Annotated in this window: 20 protein-coding genes; 9 read left to right on the top strand and 11 right to left on the bottom strand. The window is 43.2% G+C overall.

The window, feature by feature from the left end:
- Window positions 1–111 precede the first annotated feature (111 nt).
- The 4 genes from fsa to CLV51_RS10025 all read left to right on the top strand — a co-directional run bounded on the left by fsa (window position 112) and on the right by CLV51_RS10025 (window position 5062).
- Complete coding sequence (gene fsa, locus CLV51_RS10040; RefSeq protein WP_106527907.1) at window positions 112–762, top strand: fructose-6-phosphate aldolase; 651 nt, start codon at window positions 112–114, stop codon at window positions 760–762.
- A gap of 153 nt (window positions 763–915) precedes the next feature.
- On the top strand, window positions 916–2409 hold the full coding sequence (gene glpK, locus CLV51_RS10035; protein ID WP_106527906.1) for a glycerol kinase GlpK: 1494 nt from the start codon (window positions 916–918) through the stop codon (window positions 2407–2409).
- A gap of 37 nt (window positions 2410–2446) precedes the next feature.
- Entirely contained in the window at window positions 2447–3157 is a 711-nt protein-coding gene (locus CLV51_RS10030; protein ID WP_106527905.1) for an MIP/aquaporin family protein, read from the top strand.
- 591 nt (window positions 3158–3748) lie between these two features.
- Window positions 3749–5062: an NAD(P)/FAD-dependent oxidoreductase gene (locus CLV51_RS10025; protein ID WP_106527904.1), complete on the top strand. Its 1314-nt coding sequence runs from the start codon at window positions 3749–3751 to the stop codon at window positions 5060–5062.
- A gap of 81 nt (window positions 5063–5143) precedes the next feature.
- Here CLV51_RS10025 and CLV51_RS10020 read toward each other — a convergent pair whose 3' ends face one another.
- On the bottom strand, window positions 5144–6436 hold the full coding sequence (locus CLV51_RS10020; protein ID WP_106527903.1) for a type IX secretion system plug protein: 1293 nt from the start codon (window positions 6434–6436) through the stop codon (window positions 5144–5146).
- Window positions 6437–6526: 90 nt separating this feature from the next.
- Here CLV51_RS10020 and CLV51_RS10015 point away from each other — a divergent pair, with 90 nt between their 5' ends.
- On the top strand, window positions 6527–7762 hold the full coding sequence (locus CLV51_RS10015) for an ABC transporter permease (RefSeq protein ID WP_106527902.1): 1236 nt from the start codon (window positions 6527–6529) through the stop codon (window positions 7760–7762).
- Here CLV51_RS10015 and CLV51_RS10010 read toward each other — a convergent pair whose 3' ends face one another.
- Genes CLV51_RS10010 through CLV51_RS10000 form a run of 3 tightly spaced genes read right to left on the bottom strand, consistent with a single transcriptional unit; the run spans window position 7763 to window position 11819 of the window.
- Complete coding sequence (locus tag CLV51_RS10010) at window positions 7763–10078, bottom strand: hypothetical protein (protein ID WP_106527901.1); 2316 nt, start codon at window positions 10076–10078, stop codon at window positions 7763–7765.
- Window positions 10044–11072 carry a hypothetical protein gene (locus tag CLV51_RS10005; protein WP_106527900.1) on the bottom strand — a complete coding sequence of 343 codons (1029 nt, stop codon included), beginning with the start codon at window positions 11070–11072 and terminating at the stop codon, window positions 10044–10046. Before CLV51_RS10005 ends, CLV51_RS10010 begins: the two co-directional genes overlap by 35 nt.
- Before the next feature lie 6 nt (window positions 11073–11078).
- Window positions 11079–11819 carry a TrmH family RNA methyltransferase gene (locus CLV51_RS10000; RefSeq protein ID WP_106527899.1) on the bottom strand — a complete coding sequence of 247 codons (741 nt, stop codon included), beginning with the start codon at window positions 11817–11819 and terminating at the stop codon, window positions 11079–11081.
- A gap of 153 nt (window positions 11820–11972) precedes the next feature.
- On the opposite strand from CLV51_RS10000, the gene tamL reads away from it, so the two are divergent.
- On the top strand, window positions 11973–14354 hold the full coding sequence (gene tamL, locus CLV51_RS09995) for a translocation and assembly module lipoprotein TamL (protein WP_158266968.1): 2382 nt from the start codon (window positions 11973–11975) through the stop codon (window positions 14352–14354).
- Here the strand turns inward: tamL and truB are convergent.
- Entirely contained in the window at window positions 14335–15030 is a 696-nt protein-coding gene (truB, locus tag CLV51_RS09990; protein WP_106527897.1) for a tRNA pseudouridine(55) synthase TruB, read from the bottom strand. The genes tamL and truB overlap by 20 nt on opposite strands.
- A gap of 135 nt (window positions 15031–15165) precedes the next feature.
- On the opposite strand from truB, the gene CLV51_RS09985 reads away from it, so the two are divergent.
- Window positions 15166–15963: a class I SAM-dependent methyltransferase gene (locus CLV51_RS09985; RefSeq protein ID WP_106527896.1), complete on the top strand. Its 798-nt coding sequence runs from the start codon at window positions 15166–15168 to the stop codon at window positions 15961–15963.
- A gap of 388 nt (window positions 15964–16351) precedes the next feature.
- On the opposite strand, the gene CLV51_RS09980 is transcribed toward CLV51_RS09985, so the two are convergent.
- The 3 genes from CLV51_RS09980 to CLV51_RS09970 form a co-directional block, all read right to left on the bottom strand.
- Window positions 16352–17083: a shikimate dehydrogenase family protein gene (locus tag CLV51_RS09980; RefSeq protein WP_106527895.1), complete on the bottom strand. Its 732-nt coding sequence runs from the start codon at window positions 17081–17083 to the stop codon at window positions 16352–16354.
- A 106-nt stretch (window positions 17084–17189) separates the two neighbouring features.
- Window positions 17190–17954, bottom strand: a complete 765-nt coding sequence (locus tag CLV51_RS09975; protein ID WP_106527894.1) for a phosphosulfolactate synthase — start codon at window positions 17952–17954, stop codon at window positions 17190–17192.
- Between the two features lie 179 nt (window positions 17955–18133).
- Entirely contained in the window at window positions 18134–19555 is a 1422-nt protein-coding gene (locus CLV51_RS09970; protein WP_106528794.1) for a tetratricopeptide repeat protein, read from the bottom strand.
- 148 nt (window positions 19556–19703) lie between these two features.
- On the opposite strand from CLV51_RS09970, the gene CLV51_RS09965 reads away from it, so the two are divergent.
- Window positions 19704–20105 carry a hypothetical protein gene (locus CLV51_RS09965; RefSeq protein ID WP_106527893.1) on the top strand — a complete coding sequence of 134 codons (402 nt, stop codon included), beginning with the start codon at window positions 19704–19706 and terminating at the stop codon, window positions 20103–20105.
- Window positions 20106–20377: 272 nt separating this feature from the next.
- On the opposite strand, the gene CLV51_RS09960 is transcribed toward CLV51_RS09965, so the two are convergent.
- From CLV51_RS09960 to pafA, 3 genes are all read right to left on the bottom strand, one after another.
- Complete coding sequence (locus CLV51_RS09960; protein ID WP_106527892.1) at window positions 20378–21025, bottom strand: hypothetical protein; 648 nt, start codon at window positions 21023–21025, stop codon at window positions 20378–20380.
- A 49-nt stretch (window positions 21026–21074) separates the two neighbouring features.
- On the bottom strand, window positions 21075–21854 hold the full coding sequence (locus tag CLV51_RS09955; protein ID WP_106527891.1) for an enoyl-CoA hydratase/isomerase family protein: 780 nt from the start codon (window positions 21852–21854) through the stop codon (window positions 21075–21077).
- 150 nt (window positions 21855–22004) lie between these two features.
- Window positions 22005–23672, bottom strand: coding sequence for an alkaline phosphatase PafA (pafA, locus tag CLV51_RS09950; RefSeq protein WP_106527890.1), 1668 nt, complete (start codon window positions 23670–23672; stop codon window positions 22005–22007).
- Between the two features lie 174 nt (window positions 23673–23846).
- Between pafA and CLV51_RS09945 the strand changes: the two genes are divergently transcribed.
- On the top strand, window positions 23847–25088 hold the full coding sequence (locus CLV51_RS09945; RefSeq protein WP_106527889.1) for an aminotransferase class I/II-fold pyridoxal phosphate-dependent enzyme: 1242 nt from the start codon (window positions 23847–23849) through the stop codon (window positions 25086–25088).
- Window positions 25089–25144 lie beyond the last annotated feature (56 nt).

Genomic DNA, 25144 nt, shown 5'->3' with positions numbered 1-25144 from the left:
TTGTCAATAGTATCTGGTTGCTATTTTCTCCACCTCTTTCACTAATGACAGCGTACTCCACTAAGTGACTCACGTGACACATTATTCCTGACAAACTAATTCTAGTATAGTATGAAATTCTTTATCGATACAGCTAATCTGGCGCAAATACAGGAAGCTCATGATCTTGGCGTACTGGACGGTGTAACCACCAATCCTACCCTGATGGCCAAAGAAGGTATTAAAGGCGAAGCAGCTATTACGCAACATTACAAAGATATCTGCGCTATCGTAGATGGTGATGTAAGTGCGGAAGTACTTTCTACAGATTTCAAATCTATTATCGAAGAAGGCAAGAAACTGGCAGCTATTCACCCAAATATTGTGGTGAAAGTTCCGATGATCAAAGACGGTGTGAAAGCCATCAAATGGTTTACAGACAACGGCATCAGAACAAACTGTACACTGGTATTTTCTGCTGGTCAGGCTATCCTGGCAGCTAAAGCCGGCGCTGCTTACGTATCTCCTTTTATTGGTCGTATTGATGACACCAACTGGGATGGCGTAGAACTGATCGCACAAATTGCACAGATCTACAGCTTACAGGGTTACAAAACTGAAATTCTCGCAGCATCTATCCGTAGTGCACTCCACATTGTAAAATGTGCTGAAGTTGGTGCTGACGTATGTACCTGCCCGTTAGAGTCTATCCTTGGATTGTTAAAACATCCGTTAACGGATATCGGCCTGGCGAAATTCCTGGAAGATGCAAAGAAAATGTAGTCTTTAAGATATTTTTTAGATGGTGTGTCCCCGGTGCAGTTATTGCGCCGGGGATTTTTTTTTGCAGATGCCCATCCCTTTGGGAGATGATTGTGTTTTGTTGGATAAAAGAATTAAATTCAATCATAATATCCACGCAAAAAAGAAAACCCGATGGGAAAATATATTCTTTCATTAGATCAAGGCACTACCAGCTCCCGCGCTATTATTTTTGATCATCAAGGCAGTATCAAAGCAATCGCCCAAAAAGAATTCAAACAAATATTTCCGCAACCCGGATGGGTAGAACACGATGCCATGGAAATATGGACTTCACAGGCGAGTGTGGCAGCAGAAGTCATCCTGAAAGCACGTACCTCCGGTGAAAATATTGCCGCTATTGGCATTACCAATCAAAGGGAAACAACCATCATATGGGATAGAAAAACAGGTAAACCTATTCACAATGCCATCGTATGGCAGGACCGCCGCACCGCCGCCTTCTGCGATGCACTGATAAAAGAAGGTAAAGAACCATTCGTAAAAGAAAAGACCGGTCTCAGAATAGACGCCTACTTTTCCGCTACCAAAATAAAATGGATCCTGGACAATGTACCCGATGCCCGCAAAAAAGCGGATAACGGCGAACTCGCCTTTGGTACGGTTGACAGCTGGCTGGCATGGAACTTCTCCAACGGCAAACTACACATTACCGATGTGAGCAATGCCTCCCGCACTTTGCTGTTTAATATCCACGATATGAAATGGGACAACGAATTATTGTCTCTCTTTGAAATACCAGCTTCCCTGTTACCGGAAGTAAAACAATCGAGCGAAGTGTACGGCTACTCGGAAGCCAATCTTACACCCTATCGTATTCCCATTGCAGGCATTGCCGGCGACCAGCAGGCGGCCCTCTTCGGGCAAATGTGTACGCAACCGGGTATGATCAAAAACACTTATGGTACCGGTTGTTTCATGGTGCTCAATACCGGCGAAAAACCGATCCCCTCTAAAAATAATTTGCTGACTACCGTAGCGTGGCAAATCAATGGAAAAACGAATTATGCACTGGAAGGCAGCATCTTCATTGGTGGCGCTGTGGTACAATGGCTCCGTGACGGCCTCGGCATCATCCGCCATTCTGCCGATGTGGAAAAACTCGCTGCTACTGTTGCCGACAGCGACGGTGTTTACCTGGTACCCGCCTTTGCCGGTTTAGGAGCCCCTTACTGGAATCAACACGCACGCGGCACTATGGTAGGACTTACCCGCGGATCAAGCGCTGCACACATTGCACGGGCAGCATTAGACAGCATTGCCTTTCAGACAATGGATGTACTTAAATCCATGGAAGCCGATGCAGGCATGCCTATCACCGAATTACGGGTAGATGGTGGTGCAACAAAAAATAATCTGCTCATGCAGTTCCAGGCTGATCTGCTGAATGTTCGTGTAGTCCGTCCCGTTATTACGGAAACCACGGCACTCGGTGCAGCTTACCTCGCAGGACTGGCGGTAGGCTATTGGGACAGCATTGAAACGATTGCACAGCAATGGAAAATAGATGCCACCTTTGATGCCACTATGGAAGCTTCACAACGGAATAAATTGTGCGGCGACTGGAAACGTGCTATCAGAGCGGCACAAGCCTGGACTGAAGAATAATTTTTCCTTCATTCATCAATATTCATTCCTTCAACTTATGTCACCTTATTTAGCCGAAATAGTTGGAACTGCATTTCTCATTGCCCTGGGAGATGGTGTAGTAGCCAATGTAATTCTCAACAAATCCAAGGGCAACCAGGGCGGATGGATTGTCATCACTATGGGCTGGGCCATGGCAGTGTTTATAGGCGTGTATTGCGCCGGAAAATACAGTGGCGCCCATCTTAATCCTGCTGTTACGTTGGCAAAAGCCATGATGGGAGATTTTCCCTGGGAAAAAGTACCCGGATATGTAGCCGCTCAAATGGCTGGCGCTATGCTGGGAGCATTGCTGGTATGGCTCTGTTACAAAAAACAGTTTGATGCCACCACAGACGCAGAAACCAAGCTGGGCGTATTCTGTACCATGCCAGCTATACGAAACAACCGGTATAATTTCCTCACTGAATTTGTTGCTACGCTGGTATTTATTCTGGCTATATTTTATCTCACTGGTCCTACTGCAGGCATTGGTTCATTAGACGCATTGCCGGTGGCTTTTGTGGTGCTGTCTATTGGTTTATCGCTGGGCGGTCCTACGGGTTATGCCATCAACCCCGCCAGGGATCTGGGCCCACGGCTGATGCACTTTCTCCTGCCCATCCCCGGTAAACGCGACAGCGATTGGAGCTACGCATGGATACCCATTCTTGGGCCATTGACAGGTGCTGCGGCGGCGACGCTGATCTTTAAATATTGTTTACAGTAATGTCTTTCTCATGATTAGGCTGATTATACTGATTACCCTGATTTTATTTTGCTGATTTTGAAAGATTTAAAAAGATTAGTGGAGATTTCAGCGGGTATTTTATTTTTTTTGATTTTAAAAGATTAACGAAGATTTCAGCGGATATTGTCTGAACCAGGATTTAACGGATTGAATGGATTACCTTGATGGATGTTATATTGTTTTATCTGGAAGATATATGCGAATATCTTCGCTATGATCTTCGGCATCCATCATGGTAATCCATTCAATCCGTTAAATCCTGGTTCAGACAATATCCGCTGAAATCTTCGCTAATCTTTTAAAATCAAAAAAAAGTAAAATACCCGCTGAAATCTCCGCCAATCTTTTTAAATCTTTCAAAATCAGCAAAAGAAAATCAGGGTAATCAGTATAATCAGCCTAATCCTGTGAAAGACATTTCAAAACTTTCATTTTTTTCTGAAAGTTTCGTAACTTTGATAATATTAAACACTGGTACACCGTTTATCGAACAGCTAACCGGCGAATGTGTTAAAGTAAAAGGATTATCATATCATCTGCAGCTTGCTGTACAATATAAAAAGACGAATTATGATTCAGCCCAACATCCCGGAAACCACGAAACCGCGCGTAGTTATAGTAGGCGGCGGATTCGGCGGCGTAAATCTTGCCAAACAGCTCAAACATGCACCCGTTCAGGTAGTTTTACTGGACAGAAACAACTATCACCTCTTCCAACCTTTGCTATACCAGGTATCTACTGCCGGCCTGGAGCCTGATAGTATTGCCTTTCCACTGCGCGGTATTTTCAAAAAACAACATAACCTGGTATTTCGCATGGCAGAGGTTACCGGTATCCGTACTTCAGAAAATATCCTGGAAACAGGTATCGGTGAAATCCGATATGACCACCTCGTTTTTGCAACAGGTAGTAACACTAACTTTTTCGGAAACAAAGGCATCGAAGAAAATGCCATTGGTATGAAATCCCTTATAGAAGCAGTGCAGATCCGGAACTATGTAATAAAACAGTTTGAAGAAAGTTTATTGCTAAAAGATCCGGAAGAAATAAAACCTAAACTCAATTTTGTAATGGTAGGTGGCGGCCCTACAGGTGTAGAGCTGGCCGGCGCTTTTGCAGAGTTGCGCAAATATATCATGCCCAAAGATTATCCTGATCTTCCTCAGGAATTAATGAATGTATACCTCATTGAAGCAGGCCCTAAATTACTCGCTTCCTTCAGTGAACAAACATCTAAAAAAACGCTGGAAGCATTACACCACCTGGGCGTGCGTGTAATGATCAATACCGGTGTAAAAGAATACGACGGACAAACCATTACCCTCAGTACGGGTGAACATATCAAAACACAATCGCTCCTCTGGTCTGCCGGCGTAAAAGGCGTACCGGTAGCAGGTTTACCACCGGAAATACTCCTGCCCAACGGTCGTATACTTGTAAATGAATTTAACCAGGTGAAAGGATACACCAACGTTCTTGCTATCGGCGACATCGCACAGATGACAAACGATCCCCGTTTCCCTAAAGGCTACCCCATGGTAGCACAGGTAGCCATACAACAAGGTAAAAACGTAGCTCACAACATACGCCTTGCCCTGGAAAATAAACCCATGAAAGACTTCTATTATAAAGACCTTGGCAGTATGGCCACTATAGGCCGTAACAGGGCAGTAGCCGAATTTGCAGGCATGCGCCTCAACGGCTACTTCGCCTGGATCGTATGGATGATTGTACACCTCATGAGTCTACTCGGATTCAGAAATAAACTGGTGGTATTTATCAACTGGTTCTATCGCTACTTTACTTATGAAAGAGGTACGCGGATTATCATTAAACGTGGCGCGGCAAATATTGTGAAGCTGCGGCAAAGTGTAGGTGTCTGAACTATGATTTTTGTGATTAGTATGATTATCCTGATGAGCGGAGATTTCAGGATAATCATACTAATCACAAAAATCATAGTTCTATTTTCTATTCAATATAGAATTCAATGTTATACTCGATACCAACTCATCAGACCTCCCTCCCAACGCGCGGTAATACAGCAAAATGGTATAGTTGTTCTCTGTTTCCCAATAATCCCCTTCTGTTAACTCTGTACTGAATTTAGCATTGGGCTTTGTTTTATCTACCGTGCCATAGATGTAGTTATAATATCCCTGCTTTAAGAAAAGGGTGCCTTCATAAGCGCGACTGGCACCATTATATGTGAGCTTATTTTTATCGTTGCATTCGTAGTTGGTGAGCTCTCCATATATGTACATATCATATCCTGCATATGGTTCCGGCGAGGCAAAAGAAAAATGCACAGCAGCATAATCACCTTCAAAATTGGGATTGTAATCATCCAGTGTGGCGAGGTAATATCTGCCATTCACATCTTTAATAAACTGGTATACCTTATCCGCTCTTTCATAGTCCATTACTGCAAATACATCCGTGCTGTTTCTTTTATATTCCGATCGCTGTACTCTTTCTGTTTGCAAACGGAAACTGCGCAGATCTATCCACCGGTACTCTTTTCCGGCCGGCATAATACAATCCTGTTCTGCATTGTATTTGATAACATTTCCATTAATAAATTGTGGTTTCAGATTAGTGATGGCATTATCCCAGCGATAGTTTTGCAGGATCACCACTTTTAACTGATCAAAAGGATTCTGGATATTTAATGATCCTGTATTTACTTCAAAATTGATCTTCTGGTGAGTGCGGAATAATTTAGGAGTGATAGGCTGCTGGATATATCCGGCTAATCCGGCCTTATTTTCCACCACAAACATGCGGCGTGTAAATGCCAGTTGAGAGGTGTCGCTGTCCAGGTAAACTTTAAGCAGATAGTTGCCTGATTTTACCGGGTAACTATTGGTGCCCGGCAACTGCACACTGTAATGCGTATACCGCTGTAAAGACACACTCGACAACCGGTAATCAAGTATTCTTGTTTCCGAAAACCCGCGCATGTAATCAAACTGATTCACCTGCGCCGGCGTCCAGTCTGCATTACATAAGATAAACGAATAATAATAGTTTTTTACATCATTATCCATATCATCAAAAGATAATTCCAGTTTCTCCCCGCCACCTATGGTATACATCGGCATACTAAGCGGATCACCTGCCTGGTTAAATTTTACTGATTTGATATTATTGTAATAAACATGGTCCGGGGTGATGGAGTTTACCTGGGCTGTTACCCTGCCACTGATCAGACCAGAAAAGAGGGCCACCATAAGAAATAATGCTGCTGTACGCATATGAGGTGATTGATGTATTCAAGTTACGATTTAAAGCTGAAAGCATAAAGCCATCAGGGCGAAGATAAAAGCAATTACTATATTTGCGACATGCGTTTATCATTTTTTATCGCCAGACGGATTGCTTTCAACAAAGCATCTTCTTTTTCCAAATTCATTATCAATATAGCAGTAGCCGCTACCGCGGTGAGCGTAGCGGTAATGATACTGGCAACTGCACTGGTAAACGGTTTTCAACAAGTAATACAGGAAAAAATATTCAGCTTCTGGGGTCATATTCATATCAATCAATATCAACCCAATGCCGGCCCCTTAACAGAAGAGCTTCCATTTACCAGCAGCCCCACCCTGCTGGATAGCATTAAGCTGGTACCCGGCATCAAAACCATCAGCAACTACGCTACCAAATCTGCTATCATTAAATCTGATAAGGAAATAGACGGTATTATTTTTAAAGGAGTAGATAAAAACTACGACTGGCCTCAGCTGCAGCGTTTCATGCAATCAGGAAAGCTGCTCTCCTTTAACGATACCAGCTATGCACCGGGAATAATGATCTCCGAATATATGTCCAAAGAGCTGCAGGTAAAAGTGAATGATAAAACGATCATCTATTTTATACAAGGCGGCGGATTACCTCCCCGCGCACGCAAGCTAACGGTAACGGGCATATTTAAAACCGGCATCGAAGAATACGATAAAACCTTCGTGATCGGTGACCTCAACCTGGTACGAAAGCTCAACGACTGGGAACCCACACAGGTAGGCGGTTACGAGATTACCCTTAATGATTACCATAATATGGATTCCATAAGCCGGTATATCGATAACCACCTATTGCCGGATCAATTGTTTACACGCACTATCCGTGATATCTATCCCAACATCTTTGACTGGCTGCAATTACAGAACCAGAACGAAATAATTATTATTGCCATCATGACAATAGTGGCCATCATCAACATGATTACAGCCATACTGATACTGATACTGGAACGTACCAACATGATAGGCATCTCCAAAGCACTGGGTATGCGCAACTGGGCTATTCAGAAAATATTTGTTTATCAGGCAGGCTACATTATCCTGCTGGGTGTACTGATTGGTGATTTCTTTGGGCTGGGACTCGCTTTCCTGCAGCAAAGCACAGGATTGTTCAAGCTACCGGAAGAATCCTATTACATGTCAGTAGCAGCAGTATCCATACACTGGGTAGAGATACTGCTGATTAACATTGGTACGTTTGCCATCTGCACCGTCATATTGCTGGTGCCTTCTTTGATCATCCGGCGGATTACACCGGTAAAGGCTATCCAGTTTAAGTGATTACTTTTTCCGGGTACTTCTCACATAGTCACGCAGATAGCTGCACTGGCCATATACCTCCTGGTAAAACTGTGTTTGTCCAAAATTATTGGTCAGCAGTGGAAAGTAACGGTTATGGATCAACGCAGACATGTACATATCATTATTCTTAGTGTCTGGAATATGTTTTTGTGAACAACGTGCTGCCATAAATGCGCATTTTGCCCTAAACTCCCTGTCTGTGCTCGCCTGCGCGGCCTTCAGATAATAACTTTCTGCTTCGTAGCAACCAAAATACTGTTTCTCAAACGGGTCTTTATCACAGGAAGAACTATACCAGGCTGTTGTTGGACGGGCGTCTTTTACAAAGTACCATGTTTTGCCATAGTAAGAAATACTGAATAAGGCAGACGCATAATCGTAATATACTTTTGCAGGTACCGGCGTGATCTTCATCTTCGCCTGTAATTGTACCATACGGTTGCAAAACTGATACTCGGTAATAGTTGTCTTATAATCCTCTTCACTGGTATCCTGCCCAAAATCCTGCAGCTGCTCCTGGAACACGAGGTAAGAAGCGGCCTGGCTGGCGGTAGGTACTTTTTTCAACCAGGTACACGCATTATTAAAATCATGTACCCGCATATAACTCTCGCCTATCACTCTGTCTAAATTTACTTTTTTCGGGAAAAACCTTGACAGATAAGACTCATACGGGGTTTTGGAAGATTTCTTCAGAAAGCTGTTCAGTTGAAGTAGCTCCGCTGATTTCATATCATCTTTGATAAGTGAAACAGCTGTTGATCCGGTATAAAGGCTCATATCCAACACATCAGCGCGCGCCCTGATCAATGCTTCTTTTACCATATCCCCCTGCTGCTTGTAGCGTGGAGCCAGAATAGCAAACAACAGGTTACGATAGGTTTTATTGAAGAAAAATACACTGTCGGGCGACTGCCAGTTATCTTCCCTGCCTCGTTTGCCCTGTTTGCTGTCGAGCCATTTGAAAGAGGCCAGCAGCCTGGATTCAAATGCACTATCAATGGTCTTTTGTTGATTGATACTTACCAGCAGATTTACGATTTCCCACTGGTCTTTTATACCCGGGTCTTTTACGCCTGCTGATTTATTCAGCTGTGCTATTGCTGCCGGATAGTTTCGTTGCATGTAGGATAAGTAAGCAGAGGAAACACGCCATAAGTCCACGTCTTTAATCTTTCCTCTATCGATAATACTATCCACCCATGATTGCAATGATTTTACTTCCTGCTGCACCGGCAGATGAAAGTCAGATATGCGTCCTACCTTCCCGTAATACAGACTGTCAGTGATATACGGATTGAGGTATTTATCTTCCAGAATATTTATCTGCCTGGATAATAATATACTCAATGCAGGAGAGGCGGGGTCCAATGTACATACTGCATTCAACGATCCCGGACCTATTTCCAGAGAAGAAAACCCGTAGATAGCAGCTACGATGGCCTTTTCGTGGTTATCCTTACATAACGGATAAATAGCTGCTTCCGTTGTGTTGCCCCACATCACCCCTGTAAAGCTGCTGATACGCAGGGATGGTGCTTTTTCAAAAACACGCGAAAAAATATACGCACTCTGCACACTGTCTTTCAAACGCAACATAGCACCGGCTTTAAGCGACAGCGCTTTATAATACACCAATGATGGCGTACTCTTGTGAGTAAAGTATTTATCGAAAGACTTGATTGCTTCCGCGTATTCTTTACTGTAATGCTGCAGTCTTACTAACTGAAAAGCATAACGTTCACGGATTTCTTTATCCTTTGTTTTATTATACAACGCTTCTCCCTCTCTTTGTAAACTGTCGAGAAAAGAATAGGTCTGATTCGGCGGAGACCATCTATCTATATTGGTTGCAGCCGGTTCACAGCTTTTGGCAAACAATAAATACCTGCTCACTTCCTGGTTTTTATCTTTCAATAAAAACTGTACAAAAGTATTCCGTTTTACGCTATCCGGTAATATGGTACTCCCGGCTGCAATAACTGCCAGCTGATCATGGCTGTATTCGTAAATACATTCGCGTATATCCGCTGCCGTTACCTTATCTCCGGTAAACCTTTGCCAATCGGCCACATTAGCAGTTTCCTCTGACGGAGTAGGGTCCTCATAAAAGGGAGCAACCTGCGTGTAATAAAATGGCTCATATCCTGGCGTGCTCAAACCAGGTTTGAAAAATGACACATAATAATCGTAAGGGTCAAAATCGCCGCCGCCGCAGGAAAATGTGTAAATGGCGTTCCCAAAGAACAACACACAAACACTAATTAAAAAGACGGTAAATTTTCTGTAGTTCATCCAGGGGATAATTATGAAGGGTTACTGAATCAAGATGATAAAAAATAATGATCGGGTCATACGCCTGCCGCTGTTGCGCCACTAAACGTGCCGATGCTTCCAAAGCCTTATGGTCACTGGTTTCGCGCCGTACCACATTACCTTTCTGTAGTGGATAACCGCTTATTAAAGTGTCTTTTTGCACCGTATATAAACGTTCGCCGCTGTGGGTAAAAAGAAGGGTATTACGCAACTCCTTCTCTCCCACATTTCTTAAAATACCTATATACTGGCCATTTCGGAATAACACGCTCCATTCAAACAGTGGTAAAGCAATATCCAAAGGTAGGGGATATCCTGCTATGCGGTCGTTTCCTATGTAGCTGGTCATAGTAGCCACATCCAAAATAGAATTATGATCACCAGGCTTATGCAGATCCCCCATATTATAACACATCAGCAACCCTTTATCAACTGGTGGAACACCGCTACTGGTCAGATATTTCAGCTGGTACATGCGGATGGTGGCAGATAACTGGCGATGCTGAAAAAATGGTTGTTTTTTGATCTGTTGTATAAAAGAGAAGTAGTTAGCGCGGGTAGTTTTAGTCCAGTCGCAATCCAACTGTATTTCCGGCATACGGGCAGCCGGAATGCTGTCGCACAGCTGTTGAAGCAGCCGGGCTATCTTCGGCGCCAGGTTGCTATCCGCTTTTTCCCATACTTCATTCATCACAAAAACAACCGGCACTATATCCACACTGTCCGGGAAGGGCGCACGTTGCCGGAAAATGGCTACTGGCACAGGTTCCTTTGTTATCTCATCAAGGTCTACATCAAACATTTTGATGTATAGCCGCTTTGCCGGCAGCTGTTGCACATATTGCAGTTCGGTAGTATTGCCGGTCCATGTTTGTTTCCAGTAATAAAATGCAGGCGTTACTTTTCGCTGTACATGAGTATTACAGGCAGCACATAACAATAACAAACAAATAAGCAGGATGCGGGGAGTCATAATTAATTAAATAAGCAGGCGGCCGCAAATGATGCCGGCGGCCACAGCGGCATTTAATGATTCAGCACCGCCAATGCGGGGAATGGTGATCCGATGGGTAGCCAGCGCTATTACTTCTTCTGTTAATCCTCTGCCTTCATTGCCAATAAGAATAATGCCCTCTTTCATCATTGGAAAGCCGGCGATATTCTTACCATGTAAGGTAGCAGCATATGATGGTAGCTTTGTTTGCTGTAACAACTCTTTTATATCGTGTTCGGCTATACGTACCCGTGCAATGCTGCCCATGGTGGCTTGTATAGTTTTAGGATTGTAAACATCCACGCAATCCGGGGAGCAAATGATCTGAGGAATACCAAACCAGTCGGCTATACGAATAAGTGTACCCATATTGCCGGGGTCCTGAATAGCTTCCAACGCCAGTGCCACTGTACCTGCAGCCGGCAACTGATCCGCGCCTGAAGGCATATCCAGCAAAGCCATGGCCCTGTTGGGTGTAGTAAGAGAAGATAATTGTTTGAGTACAGACGCATCTACCTCCACCACCGCATCTGCCGGTAAACTACCTGGCAATGGAGTATGCTGCTCCAACCAATCATGTGTAGCATAAATTGCTTTCACGGGCATGCCCGCCTGTAGCAGCTCCTGCACAATCTTATCACCCTCTGCTATATACTGGCTGGATTTTTGCCTGTTTTTTTTGTGCTGTAATGATTGAATATATTTAATTTGCGCCTTTGACAACATGGGGCCAAACCTACACGATTTCTTTTAATCAGCCAAGAAGAGGCGTGGTATCCAGTCTGTTCAGAATTAGCTTTTAAAATATAAATAACGTTTTCGCCCGTGATGCAGCTGCTTCCCAATTCTATTACTCTACTGCTGAAATACTTGCTGCTATTGGCTGTAGTACTAACATTGGGCGCCTGTTCCAACACCAGGTACCTGCAAAAGGACCAAACATTATACACCAGTAGCAAGGTAGCTGTAACCGGGGAAATCCTTAACTCAGAAAAACAGGATCTCCGCAGTTCACTCTCTTCCAAATCACTGATGACGCAGCAACCCAATAAAAAGCTGCTCAACTCCCGCATAAAAGTATGGCTCTATAACCAGAAGTATAATGAAGAAAAATCAAACTGGTTCTGGAATATCTTCCTGTCCAAAAGAAACCTGGAGGAAGCAGTGGTATATGATTCTACCAAATCAAAAGAATCTGTAGACCGCATGACCAGCTACCTGCGCAACCAGGGATTCTTTTATGCTACAGTAGGTTACACGGCTAAAACAAAGCGCCGTAAAACAAGCGTTACCTACAACGTGAATACAGGCAGAAATTTTGTGATAGATAAAATCACCTACGATATACCGGATACCGCGATACTGAATGTTGTAAAAAACAACGAAAAATTATCACTGATTAAAAAAGGTGTTGCCTTTAAATCAGCTACCCTGTCTGGCGAAAGAGAAAGGCTCACCCGCGTCATCAAAGATGCCGGCTACTACAAATTTACCCGCGATGCGATAGAATACAGTGTGGACACGCTTAACAAAGCCCTGTTCCGTAATAGCCTCAACCCCTTTGAAGGATTTGTTAATATCTTTAATGAAAACAAAGGCCGGGAAAAACTGACCATGGACGTGGAAGTGCGTATCAAAAATCCGGAAGACTCCACCAGCAACTGGCAATTATATCACATCAGTAAAATATATGCATACCCTGATTTTTCGCTGAATGGTAATCCTAATGACAGCTCCCTTAAACAGGATGCCCGGAAATATATTACTATCCGCTTTCACCAGGAAATGCTCAAACCCAAGATCCTGTCTAAGTCTATCCTGCTAAGACCCGGAGAAACTTATTCCCTGCAACAGTATAATAACACGGTTAACAAATTGTATGATATCGGTATATGGCAGTTTGTTACGCTGCAATATAAAGAGCGCAAGGATACTGCTAATGCGCTCGATGCTTACCTGTTCCTTACGCCACGCCGTAAACAGGAGCTGGGACTAAGTTTTGAGGTGAGCAACAGTAGCGACTATCTGCTGGGTTCGGGTATTACACTCAACTACCGGCATATTAATCTGAATAATACGGCTGCCCAGTTTGGAATGGCCCTCAATACCGGTATTGAGTTGATTCGCCCTCAGAGCAGTGGCTGGGAACTGCAATCCAAACAATTTGGAGGAGAGGTAAGTCTTACCTGGCCACGGTTTGCATTGCCCTTTAATATCCGGCAATCCAGCAGATCAAATGTAAAAACACGATTAACACTGGGTGCCAATTACCTTTCACGTATAGACAAATTTGATATCACCAGCATCAATATGTCCTATGGATACGATTGGAATGAGAGCCTGTACAAACGTTGGATAGTAAGGCCTTTCACCCTTAACTATGTAGGCGTTATTCTGAACCAGGAATTCAGAGATTCGGTAGTAAATACCAATCCATACCTTAAACGCAGCTTTGAACCTGCGTTGATAGGTGGTGAGAGTGTGTCTTATATCTACAGCAACCAGGATTTACTGCATCAGCGCCACTATAGCTATTTCAGGATTAACATGGAAGAGTCCGGCCTGTGGCTGAATGGCATCAATAGTTTGTTGAATACCATCTCAGGGAATAAAACGAACCTGGAAACGCTGACCAAGGTTAATATTTCCAATTTTGTGAAGATAGAAGCCGATTACCGTCACTTCTGGAAAGTGGGCCTGCACAGCGGTCTGGCTACCAGGGTATATGCCGGTTTGGGTATTCCTTATAGTTATTCACAGGTGCTGCCTTATGTGCGGCAATTCACTTCCGGCGGGCCTAACAGTATCCGTGCATGGCGGCTACGTACGCTGGGACCAGGCTCTTTCAAAGATTCTTCTGCCACCGCACAGGCATTTCCGGATCAAACAGGAGATATGAAGCTGGAAGGCAATGTGGAATATCGTTTTGATCTGTTAAGGATGTTTGGCGGCAGCGTTAATCTCAAAGGCGCTACCTTCCTGGATATGGGTAATATCTGGATGATCAAGAAAGATCCATCCAGGCCCGGCTCCGAGTTCCAGTTTAATCAGTTGTATCATGATCTGGCCATGGGCACCGGTGCGGGCCTGCGTTTAGATTTCTCCTTCTTCCTCATCCGCCTGGATTGGGGTATACCATTGAAAGTACCTTATTTCACCGGTAATAAAAATGGCTGGTATGTAAGTGAATGGGATTTGAAAGACGCCCATTGGCGCCGTAATAATATTATCTGGAATATTGCTATTGGTTATCCGTTTTAGGAATGGTGTTGGCAGCAATGAAATCGGCCATATCAGTGGCATCTTCCAGTTTAAAACTACCGATACGTGTTCTGCAAAGACTGCTCAGATAAGCACCACATCCTAAAGTAGCGCCGTAATCATTTGCTAAGGAACGTATATACGTACCCGTACTGCACACAACCCTGAAATGTACTTCCGGTAAGGCTATTTTGGTGATCTCAAATTCAGTAATGGTTAATTTACGTGGTTCTACTTTTACATCTACCCCTTTTCTGGCCAACAGGTAAATAGGTTTACCATTTTGTTTGATAGCAGAATGAATAGGTGGCAGCTGCATGATTTCGCCGATGAAAGGCTTGGTAGCAGCCAGTAAGGCAGCTTCATCAATATTGCTGATGTCTTTAAAATTTTCAGGTTCAGATTCTTTATCGAATGTAGGCGTGGTAGCACCTAAAGTAAAAGTGCCGGTATATTCTTTTTCCTGCGCCTGGTATTCATTTATTTTTTTTGTCATTTTACCGGTACAGCAAATAAGCAGCCCGGTTGCTAATGGGTCCAGCGTGCCGGCGTGACCAATTTTAGCTTTGGTGGTATTCCTTATTTTACGTACTACATCAAAGGAGGTCCACGTTAATGGCTTGTTGATCAGTATCACGGCTCCTTCCTGGTAATTTATTATTTCGTTCGTTTGCATCCCGCAAAGATAGCTATTAGCTGTTAGCAATTAGCCTGCAAAAAATGGAGCATCCAAACGCCTAAAAGCTAAATACTCATAGCTAATAGCTAAAAGCTAAGCCCTTTTTACTAAATTCACGGAATTTTCTAAACCATGTCATTAGAACATCATAAAGACGCAACACTACGGTACCAGCAACAGGTAGACAATTCGCGCAACTATGTGCTGCCCTTCATACAACAGGAATTTCCGCAACTGGAAGGTCTTCGGGTAATGGAGGTAGGCTGTGGGGAAGGCGGTGTACTCACCCCATTGCTGGAAAAAGGTTGCCACTGTGTAGGAGTTGATCTTGCGCCGGACCGTATTGAACTGGCCAAAAATTTTCTGCAAAAATACCTGGATGCCGGACAATTAAAACTGATCGCCAAAAACATTTATGACGTTGATTTTCTGGGAGAGTTCCGTAACTCTTTTGATGTGATCATCCTCAAAGATGCGATTGAGCATATTCCCGATCAGGAAAAAATCATCGGACATCTGAAACAGTTGCTTACCCCCCGCGGACAAGTGTACTTTGGCTTCCCGCCCTGGTATATGCCCCATGGAGGCCACCAGCAGATCTGTGCAAATAAATTCCTCAGCATGGTCCCTTATATTCATCTGCTGCCCGTTCCTTTATACAAAGGGCTATTGCGCCTCTTCGGCGAAGGTGATGATGTGGTGGTAGATCTGATGGAAGTAAAATCCACCGGCATTTCTATCGAACGTTTTGAGCGTATTGTAAAACGCCAGCAATATAAGATCACCCGGCGCAGGTTTTATCTGATCAATCCTATCTATAAATATAAATTCGGGGTTAGTGCACGTGAACAGTGGAAGCCCATTGCGGCCATTCCTTTTGTGAGGAATTTTGTGACCACGTGTGTGTATTATATGATCAAACCGGAATAGCGAAAATTGTCTTTCACAGGATTAGGCTGATTATACTGATTACCCTGATTTTGTTTTTTTGATTATAAAAAGATTAGCGGAGATTTCAGCGGGTATTTTATTTTTTTGATTTAAAAAGATTAGCGAAGATCTCAGCGGATATTGTCTGAACCAGGATTTAACGGATTGAATGGATTACCCTGATGGATGTTATATTGTTTTATCTGGAAGATATATGCGAATATCTTCGCTATGATCTTCGGCATCCATCATGGTAATCCATTCAATCCGTTAAATCCTGGTTCAGACAATATCCGCTGAGATCTTCGCTAATCTTTTTAAATCTATCTAAATCAGCAAAACAAAATCAGGGTAATCAGTATAATCAGCCTAATCCTGGGAAAGACAATCAGCCATTCCATATCTCCCACGACGCCTCCGCCTGCAGGATCAGCATCTCATGCCCGTTTTTGATAGTGGCCCCTTGTGCGGCGCCACGTTGCAGAAATAATGTTTCTGCCGGATTATATACCAGGTCATATAACAAATGCCTGGAAGAAAGGTATTGATAAGGTATTTCGGGAAGTGTATCCACCTTGGGATACATCCCTAATGGGGTAGTATTGATAATTAATGTATGTTGTTCTATAACTGTCTGATCCAGCGAGTCATAAGATACCGCACCATTAGCTGTTTGGCGGCTTACCACCGTATAAGGAATAGCCAGTTCCTGCAAAGCATACATCACTGCTTTGGCTGCTCCGCCGGTACCCAGTACCAATGCGCGGTTGTGATGTGGTTGTAATAATGGTTGCAACGATTTAGTAAACCCAATCACATCCGTATTATAACCGGTCTTTTTCCCATCTTTAAAACGAATACAATTTACCGCACCAATTTGTGCCGCCGCTTTGCTCAGTTCATCCAGGAAAGGGATTACCACTTCCTTATAGGGAATGGTTACATTTAATCCGTTAAGCTGTGGTTGTTGTTGCAATAAGAGGGGAAAGTCCGCGATACCGGGTAGTGGGAAGTTTTCGTACAGGCATCCCGTTATATTTTCCTTTTCAAATTTCTGTGCAAAAAAACCTTTTGAAAAGGAGTGACTGAGCGGATAACCGATAAGTCCGTAAATTTTCATGAATCGTTGATTGAGAATTGCAAATTACGAATGGCGAATGATGGATAGAAGCGATGCTGCGCTCATTACCGTCATTCACAATTCGTAATTTGTAATTATTTAAAAATTATTCTCTGTCAAGAAACAGACTAAAAGTATCTCCTCTTAAACCAATACGCATGGCTTCCAGGGAAATTACTTCATTAGGAGCCAGGTTGCCCAGGTTGGCATTACAGCCTACCAGTTCCAGGAAATAGAGTTGTTGTGCTTTCTGAGGGGCTTCCCAGATAATTTTTTCAGCAGGTATCTGTGTCAGGATTTCCTGTACCAGACCTTCACGTACTTCACCACTTCCGCGATAAATACCAACGTTACCACTTTCGCGGGCTTCTGCAATTACGTAAGTAGCACCGGCAGCCAGTTCGGCGCTCATCAATTCGATCCATTTATAAGGAGGAATAATGTGTTCTGCATCTTTAGAACCCACTTCACTCAATACCAGACCAACTTTAGCCAGCTTCTCAATGTAACCGCACTTTTCAGCATGCGGAATAGTGATGGAACCGTCGGAAACTTCCATATAGGAAATGCCATAGTCCTTTACTATGTTCACATAGTCGTCAAACTGGTTACGGATTAAAAAGGCTTCAAACAAGGTACCACCAAAGTAAACGGGGATGTTAGCAGCCTGGTAAAGTTCGATTTTAGCGCGCAGATTGGGCGTAACGAAAGCAGTGCCAAAGCCCAGTTTCAGGATGTCGATGTGAGGACCGGCAGCAGATAAAAAATTTCGTGCTTCTTCCAAACTTAGCCCCTTATCCATCACCATGGTTAATCCATGTGTACGGGGTTTCTTTGTCCTTTCCGGGATTTGTGTCAGATTAAAATTCATTTGAAATATTTTTATCTTCTTATTGGTCAGTAAAACACATACTAGTTTTCGCCAGGCACTTCGGGATAGCTTAGTAGCAATTTTAGTAACCGGAAATACTATTGACTTTTGTCCATGACAATTTAAGCCGGCGCAAAAATAAGAAGTATACTTTATTTTATTAAAGTAAATAACATTGGTTAACGTTTACGGCGGTATTGCGCAATCAGATCTACCACACTCACATGCTGTAATATAGCCGGATCCAGCTCTACCAGCTTTTTTACGATTTTAGGCGCCTGTTGCAAACCTGTTTCCAGGTGCAGCAAACCTTCCTTGGTTTTCCCCATAGCTATCAGGATGGCTGCCCGATAATAGATAAATACAGGCTTTCTACCTGCTTTTTCCTCTGCTATAGCCAGTTGCACCAATGCTTCTTCCATGAATCCGGATACATATAGCCCTTTCAGTAGTTCCTGCCAGGTGACAGCACTCTTGGGCCGGGTTCTAACCGCGTTCATGAAATGGATCAGTGCATCCTTGTTTTTTCCGAGTTCCAGGTAACATTCACCCAAACTCATATTATACTCTGCGTTGGTTTTATTTATTTTAAGTGCACTCAACAGTGATTTGGCGGCATTATCCCAGTTGGCCTCCATCATGTATGCCACCGCTATCTTGTAGTATAGCTTGTCATCATTAGGACTCAAATGCGAGGCTTTACGGTAATAGTAGCGGGCCTGTGTAAACTTACGCTGACGCTCGTAACAATGACCGATGGCTTCATAGATAACATCCTCCGGTTTGGCTATTTCCAGGTGTTTCTGCAGCACTTCTATCGCTTCGGCATACTTCCGGAGGCGGATATACGCATCGCCCATGTTACGGTAGGCATAATCAAATTTCTCATCAATGGCTACAGCATACTGGTAGGCATCTATCGCCTTTTCATATAACTTCAGCCCCTGAAAAGCCGTGCCCAGGTTAAACCAGGCCAGGTGATTATAGGGATGTTCGTCGATAATGAAGTTGTGCAAGCGGATACTTTCCTCATTACGACCGGTAAATTCTGTCCAGAAGCAGATCTTATGCAAAGCCTCCTCACTGGTGGGATCATATTCCAGGGCCATTTTCAGGCAATCGAACACTTTTTCAAACTCCTCCCAATCATCATACACATCTGCCAGCTCGAGCAACAGCTCAGTTCTGTCTTCTCCTGTAAACTGCTCTATTTGCTCTTCCAGCACAGCAGCGGCCTTCTGGTGCTGATTCAGCGCCAGGTACACATCTGTTTGCAGTATATAAAGATTAATATCAGTGCGGTCCAGTACTTCTGCTTTTCCCAGCAGATCCAGGGCTTCTTTGTATTTTTTGGTTTCTATAAGTAAGTTGGCCTTTTTAAGTAGCAGGGAGGAGGAATAAGGAAATTGTTCGATGGCTAGTTCTGCCGCCTGCAACGCGATCGGCATTTCGTCATGCTCGTCATAATAATCTATGATCTGCTCAAATGAATCTTCGTCCAAAAAAGAATGAGACTTACCAGCTCTGAGGTTTTCAAACTGCTGCAACAAGTCTCTCAGATCGTCAAAATCCTCGTTTAAAAATGAAAAGTCCTTACTCATTACTGTAAATATAAGACTTTTTCTATCCCCCAAAATCGGGTGATATGAGCCGTTTATATTTTTTTTAACATTTCCTTGTGATTTAGTTGTATCTTGCGTTAAGAATTTGTTATAAGATATATAAAAAAGTTTGTACATTTGAATTACAATGAAAGCGAAAACAAACATATCACGCACTTTTTCATTGTCTTGCTTGTTGGCGGGCGCTTTAGCCTTTTTTGCTCTCAATGCGCTGGCAAATGTTAGTCTTTTGCCCACCGATAATAATAAAGACAAAGTGAAAAAATCAGCAGACAATCCGCATTTTGTGCTGAATACTGCTATGCCCAAAACTAACCTGGGCCTCGATGCAGGTTACCGGTATACCGGTGCCCTAAGCTCTGACTTTAAGTTTACTAATAATAATGTAATAAACTTCAAAACCGTAATGACCTACACCAAGGGTAATGTGACCTACGTAGTGCCTTACAATGTTCAGGTGCTGCAACAGCCGCCCGGAAACATGAACTTTCAGAAACTGCAGATTATTCTGCCGCTTAAGAAAGGATAATAACTTTACGTTTCTTCAAGTACAATATGAGCCGGTTAAAAAGTTTAATAGCTTTTTAACCGGTTCTTTTCATTTGGAGATCTTCAGGCTTCGCCTGAAAAAAATGTCTTACTCAGGATTAGGCTGATTTAGATGATTATGCTGATTTTATTTTCTTTCATCAGGGATCTTATTTCTAATATTGAATCCTGCGTAAATAAAAATAAAATCAGCATAATCATCTAAATCAGCCTAATCCTGAGTAAGACAATCTAAAAGGGCGAAGCCCTTCCTTACATATTCTTCAACTCCTTCTGACTCACTTCTTTATACCCTGTTTTAGGCACATCAAAATAAGAAGCAGGAATAGGGTACAATTCTATTTTAGTAGCGATCACCTTGGTTTTAGCACCTGTTTTGGTAATTATTTCAAACTCTAACGGAATGCCTTTCAGGTTTACAAAACGACGATTATATTGCTTGTTTTCCGGCACCAGATCTATAGCATAATACACCTCAAAAGTTTGTCCTCCAGGCATCGTTCCAATAGCTCTCCTGCAATTATAGCTAACTATCTGTTTCGTTTCGGGCTGGTCTTTGAATTGTATATCTTCATACTGCTTCAGATCTTTCTCATACTCCTCCTTTCCTGCACGGATGAGGTATTTGGTGCCATGCTGATCAATCAGCGTAGTCATGGTTTCGTCTTTGCTGTTAATCAGATAGGTATAATGTACAATATTGAAATTCATATCTATCCTGCTCAGCGGACCGCGCATATATTGTGTAAAAGTGCTGCCTTCCAGCATAGCATCCATTTGAAGTTGCTCAGGTGGCAGCTCCATTTTATACACAATCTTGGCATCTGAAACAGTGCGCTGCGCCTGCGATGAGCTGGTAAGGCATAAGAAGATGAAAGTTAAAAATAACCGATGTGACATAGTATGGTGTGTTAGTTCGGTGGTAGTATGGTTATATATTGATAACGAACTACCAGGTAAGCTTTTCTTTATTTAAAAAAGCGGCAATACCGCGTTTACAGTCATCGTGTCCACGGGTAGCTGCATTCAATGCTGCTGCATGCGCCAACCCTTTCTCCAATGGTAAGTCCAACACTGTGCCAATCAATTTTTTTGTCACTTTCAGTGAGTTGGCGGATGCCTCATTACATAGACTGGCAGCCACTTTTGCTACATGTGCTTTAATTTCTGTGGCAGGAATTACAGTAGTGATTAAACCATCAATAGCGGCTTTTGCTGCAGTCACCAATTTGCCGGTGAGTAATAGTTCCCGGACTCTTCCCTCTCCTATTTTTCGTACCAGGAATACGGCTACCAGCGCAGGGATAAAGCCTATTTTCACTTCAGTATATCCTAATAAGGCCTCCGGTACCGCGTAACTCAGGTCACAAACAGTAACAAGGCCACAGCCACCGGCTACAGCATGCCCTTCTACCTGCGCAATTACAATCTTATCTAATTGATAAATTTCCTGAAACAGCTGCATTAACTCCTGGGAATCAGCCAGGTTTTCATCGTAGGTATTTTTTTGCAGCTGCTGTAAATATTCCAGATCAGCGCCGGCACAAAAAGCTTCACCGTTTCCTTTCAATATAACCACTTTTACTGCATCATCTGCAGCAGCAGTTTTAAATGCCAGGCGAAGTTCCGCCACCAGTAAGCCATTTAATGCATTTCGCTTTTCAGGGCGATTCAGTGTGATAGTTGCTACGCGCGCAGCCACTTCATATTGTAAAAACGAAAAAGCCATAAGAAACAATTGTAATTACGAATTGCCAATTGCGAATTACGATTTAGTAAGGAGATATAATAGGAGATCTTCGCGAATATCTCTCCACTAAATCGTAATTCGCAATTCGTAATTCGTAATTATTCTTACGGCAATCTAAACAAAAAAAAATTAATGGGTAATCTCCTGGATCACCTGACCCACGTTACCACTAGGCATCTGAATATGCAGCATAGCAGCCAGCGTAGGTGTAATATCTGTCATTCCGATAGTGCGGTTGGTTTTACCCGGCTGAATGCCCCAACCCATCCATACCAAAGGAATATGTGCATCGTAAGGATACCATAAACCGTGTGTAGTACCGATTTTGCCGCCGTCTATATAACCAGGTGTTAATACCACCTGTATATCACCGCTTCTTTTAACATTGAAACCATTTGCCAGCATAGTACGCATAGGTTCCGGCAGTGTAGTGGTCATCAGGTTATTGAGTGGAAATGCTTTTTCAATAGCGGGTGATTGCAGTAATTGTGCTATCATAAACTGTTGAATATCTGATTCATTTTTACCTGCTGCTGCAATAGCATTATGATTCAGCCAGAATTGATAGTTATCCACCGCTTTGATCGCGTCTTTTACACCAAATTTGCCGGCAATCTGTTCATTCAGTGCTTTCATAGCATCGCTATCATCCCAGGTACCAGCAGGCAGTTTATTTTCTTCCATAAAGCCGGGTACATGCGCCACACCATGATCTGCTGTAATAAAAAACAGGTACTGACCTTTACCTACCTTTGCATCCAGGTACTGGAATAAGGTAGCAAGGTCCTGATCCAAACGGATATAAGTATCTTCTGCTTCCACAGAATTGGGTCCAAACTGATGACCTACATAGTCAGTAGAAGAAAGACTGATAGCAAGCAAGTCTGTTACATTACCTTTACCAAGATTGTAAGCTTCCATGGCCTTTTTGGCAAACTCCAATGTCATGGTGTTACCAAATGGGGAAGCTGCAATGGTGCCGTTGGCAATACTGCTCAGATCATGTGGGAAAGATGTATTGGAAGCATTTTTATATTTGCCTTCATACGGTTTTTCATCTGATGTGCTGAGGGTGTAGGTAGCCGCAGGATATAAAGTGGTCCACGGTTTGCTAAGATATTGTTGTGGATATTTCTGGTTATTAAACTCCTGTGCCCATGTTGGTAATTCGTTCATGTAATAAGTGCTGGTAACCCAGTTTCCGGTGCTGCCATCATACCAGAAAGCAGCATTGGCACTGTGTCCTGCAGGAAGAATAGCACCACGGTCTTTAATAGCCACGCCAATTACTTTGCTCTGGAAATTATTGGACAATCTTAATTCGTCGCCAATAGTAGTTACGAGCATGTTACGCGGACTCATTTTACCTGCTGCAGAGCTGCTGCCAACAGTATTTACCGTAGAATCTTCTGCGCAATACATTTTGCGGCCCAGTACAGTACTGTACCACGTATTACCGATGATGCCATGAATAGCAGGCACCGAGCCGGTATACACGCAGGTATGACCACAGGCAGTGATAGTAGGAGTATAATTGATCAGGGTATTTTCGCAGGAAAAACCATCCTGTAACAATCTTTTAAATCCACCGGCTGAATATCTGCTACCATAGCGGTACAGGTAATCCCAGCGCATCTGATCTACTACTACACCAACTATCAGTTTTGGTCTGGCGGCCGTTTTAGTAACTTTAGGTGGTGAAAGATGATGGAAAGGCTTCGGGGATGTTGCTTTTTGTGCCCAAACAGCCGGTGCAATCAACAGGAATGCGGCTGTCAGAAGATTGTTTAGTTTCATCAGATGGTAATTATTTGAAAGTCACTGTAATATTCCGGCCTTTACCGGAATTTCATAGTATGAATAATGTTAAAAGATGCGCGGCAAATGTAAACCAAGTTTACAAAAAGTAATATTTTAATACCTTTGTGTCCGTTTTTATTGGAAGCAATTAACCATTACATAATATAGCGTATGGATATTTTCGAGAAACTGCTGAAACATCTGGGCCCTATCGGGGAACATTCAGACAGAGCCCATGGCTATTTCGCATTCCCTAAACTGGAAGGAGAAATAGGCCCCCGTATGAATTTCCGGGGCAATGAAAAGATCGTTTGGAGCCTCAACAACTACCTGGGATTGGCCAATCACCCGGAAGTTCGTGCTACAGACGCTAAAGCTGCAGCTGACTTTGGACTGGCCTCTCCCATGGGCGCCCGTATGATGAGCGGCAACACCAATTACCATGAGCAACTGGAAAATGAACTTTCCGACTACATGGGTAAAGAAGCCACAACTTTGCTGAACTACGGCTACCAGGGCATCATGAGTGCCATTGATGCTATCGTTGGCCGCAGAGATGTAATCGTATATGATGCAGAATGTCATGCCAGTATCCTGGATGGTCTTCGCCTGCATCCAGGTAAACGTTATGTGTTCAAGCATAACGATATGGAAGATTTTGACAAACAAATGAAGCGTGCTACCGAATTGGCTAAAACCAATGGTGGTGGTATCCTGGTAGTTACTGAAGGGGTTTTTGGCATGGCCGGAGATCAGGGTAAGCTGAAGGAAATCGCTGCATTTAAAGATAAATATGAATTCCGCCTGCTGGTAGATGATGCACATGGTTTTGGTACCATGGGTAAAACCGGTGCCGGTACTGGTGAAGAACAGGGTGTGCAGGACAAAATTGACCTGCTGTTCAATACTTTCGCAAAATCCGGTGCTTCTATCGGTGCTTTCATTAGCGGCGAAAAAGCCATCATCAATTTCCTGCGTTATAACATGCGCTCCCAGATATTTGCCAAATCCATTCCTTTACCAATAGTGGTAGGTCACCTGAAACGTGTTCAGCTGATGCGCCAGCATCCTGAAATGAAGGCTAAACTGTGGGAAAATGTAAATAAACTGCAGAACGGCCTGAAAGCCCGTGGATTTAATATCGGTAGAACCAACTCTCCGGTAACACCTATCTACCTGCAGGGTGATATTCCTGAAGCAACCGCTATGTGCCTGGATTTACGCGAAAATTATAATATTTTCTGCTCTATCGTAGTGTACCCGGTAATCCCTAAAGGACAGATCATTTATCGCCTGATCCCTACTGCGGCTCATAACGATGAAGATATTGAACTGACACTCAATGCCTTCAGCGAAACCAAAGCTAAACTGGATCAGAAAGTTTACGAAGTGGCTGAAATTCCAATGGTATAAGCCTTTTGAGATTTGATTATTTTTAGATGTAACCTTTATTATCTCTAAAACATTCA

It is taken from the genome of Chitinophaga niastensis (assembly GCF_003014755.1).
GTDB lineage: Bacteria > Bacteroidota > Bacteroidia > Chitinophagales > Chitinophagaceae > Chitinophaga > Chitinophaga niastensis.
The sequence above is the reverse complement of the archived record's forward strand: the minus strand, read 5'-3'. Positions and strand labels throughout refer to the sequence as shown.

Bases quoted from the DNA above. Each gene is read 5' to 3' on its own strand.
- fsa (WP_106527907.1), top strand. From the start codon at position 112: ATGAAATTCTTTATCGATACAGCTAATCTGGCGCAAATACAGGAAGCT.
- glpK (WP_106527906.1), top strand. From the start codon at position 916: ATGGGAAAATATATTCTTTCATTAGATCAAGGCACTACCAGCTCCCGC.
- CLV51_RS10030 (WP_106527905.1), top strand. From the start codon at position 2,447: ATGTCACCTTATTTAGCCGAAATAGTTGGAACTGCATTTCTCATTGCC.
- CLV51_RS10025 (WP_106527904.1), top strand. From the start codon at position 3,749: ATGATTCAGCCCAACATCCCGGAAACCACGAAACCGCGCGTAGTTATA.
- CLV51_RS10020 (WP_106527903.1), bottom strand. From the start codon at position 6,436: ATGCGTACAGCAGCATTATTTCTTATGGTGGCCCTCTTTTCTGGTCTG.
- CLV51_RS10015 (WP_106527902.1), top strand. From the start codon at position 6,527: ATGCGTTTATCATTTTTTATCGCCAGACGGATTGCTTTCAACAAAGCA.
- CLV51_RS10010 (WP_106527901.1), bottom strand. From the start codon at position 10,078: ATGAACTACAGAAAATTTACCGTCTTTTTAATTAGTGTTTGTGTGTTG.
- CLV51_RS10005 (WP_106527900.1), bottom strand. From the start codon at position 11,072: ATGACTCCCCGCATCCTGCTTATTTGTTTGTTATTGTTATGTGCTGCC.
- CLV51_RS10000 (WP_106527899.1), bottom strand. From the start codon at position 11,819: ATGTTGTCAAAGGCGCAAATTAAATATATTCAATCATTACAGCACAAA.
- truB (WP_106527897.1), bottom strand. From the start codon at position 15,030: ATGCAAACGAACGAAATAATAAATTACCAGGAAGGAGCCGTGATACTG.
- CLV51_RS09985 (WP_106527896.1), top strand. From the start codon at position 15,166: ATGTCATTAGAACATCATAAAGACGCAACACTACGGTACCAGCAACAG.
- CLV51_RS09980 (WP_106527895.1), bottom strand. From the start codon at position 17,083: ATGAAAATTTACGGACTTATCGGTTATCCGCTCAGTCACTCCTTTTCA.
- CLV51_RS09975 (WP_106527894.1), bottom strand. From the start codon at position 17,954: ATGAATTTTAATCTGACACAAATCCCGGAAAGGACAAAGAAACCCCGT.
- CLV51_RS09970 (WP_106528794.1), bottom strand. From the start codon at position 19,555: ATGAGTAAGGACTTTTCATTTTTAAACGAGGATTTTGACGATCTGAGA.
- CLV51_RS09965 (WP_106527893.1), top strand. From the start codon at position 19,704: ATGAAAGCGAAAACAAACATATCACGCACTTTTTCATTGTCTTGCTTG.
- CLV51_RS09960 (WP_106527892.1), bottom strand. From the start codon at position 21,025: ATGTCACATCGGTTATTTTTAACTTTCATCTTCTTATGCCTTACCAGC.
- CLV51_RS09955 (WP_106527891.1), bottom strand. From the start codon at position 21,854: ATGGCTTTTTCGTTTTTACAATATGAAGTGGCTGCGCGCGTAGCAACT.
- pafA (WP_106527890.1), bottom strand. From the start codon at position 23,672: ATGAAACTAAACAATCTTCTGACAGCCGCATTCCTGTTGATTGCACCG.
- CLV51_RS09945 (WP_106527889.1), top strand. From the start codon at position 23,847: ATGGATATTTTCGAGAAACTGCTGAAACATCTGGGCCCTATCGGGGAA.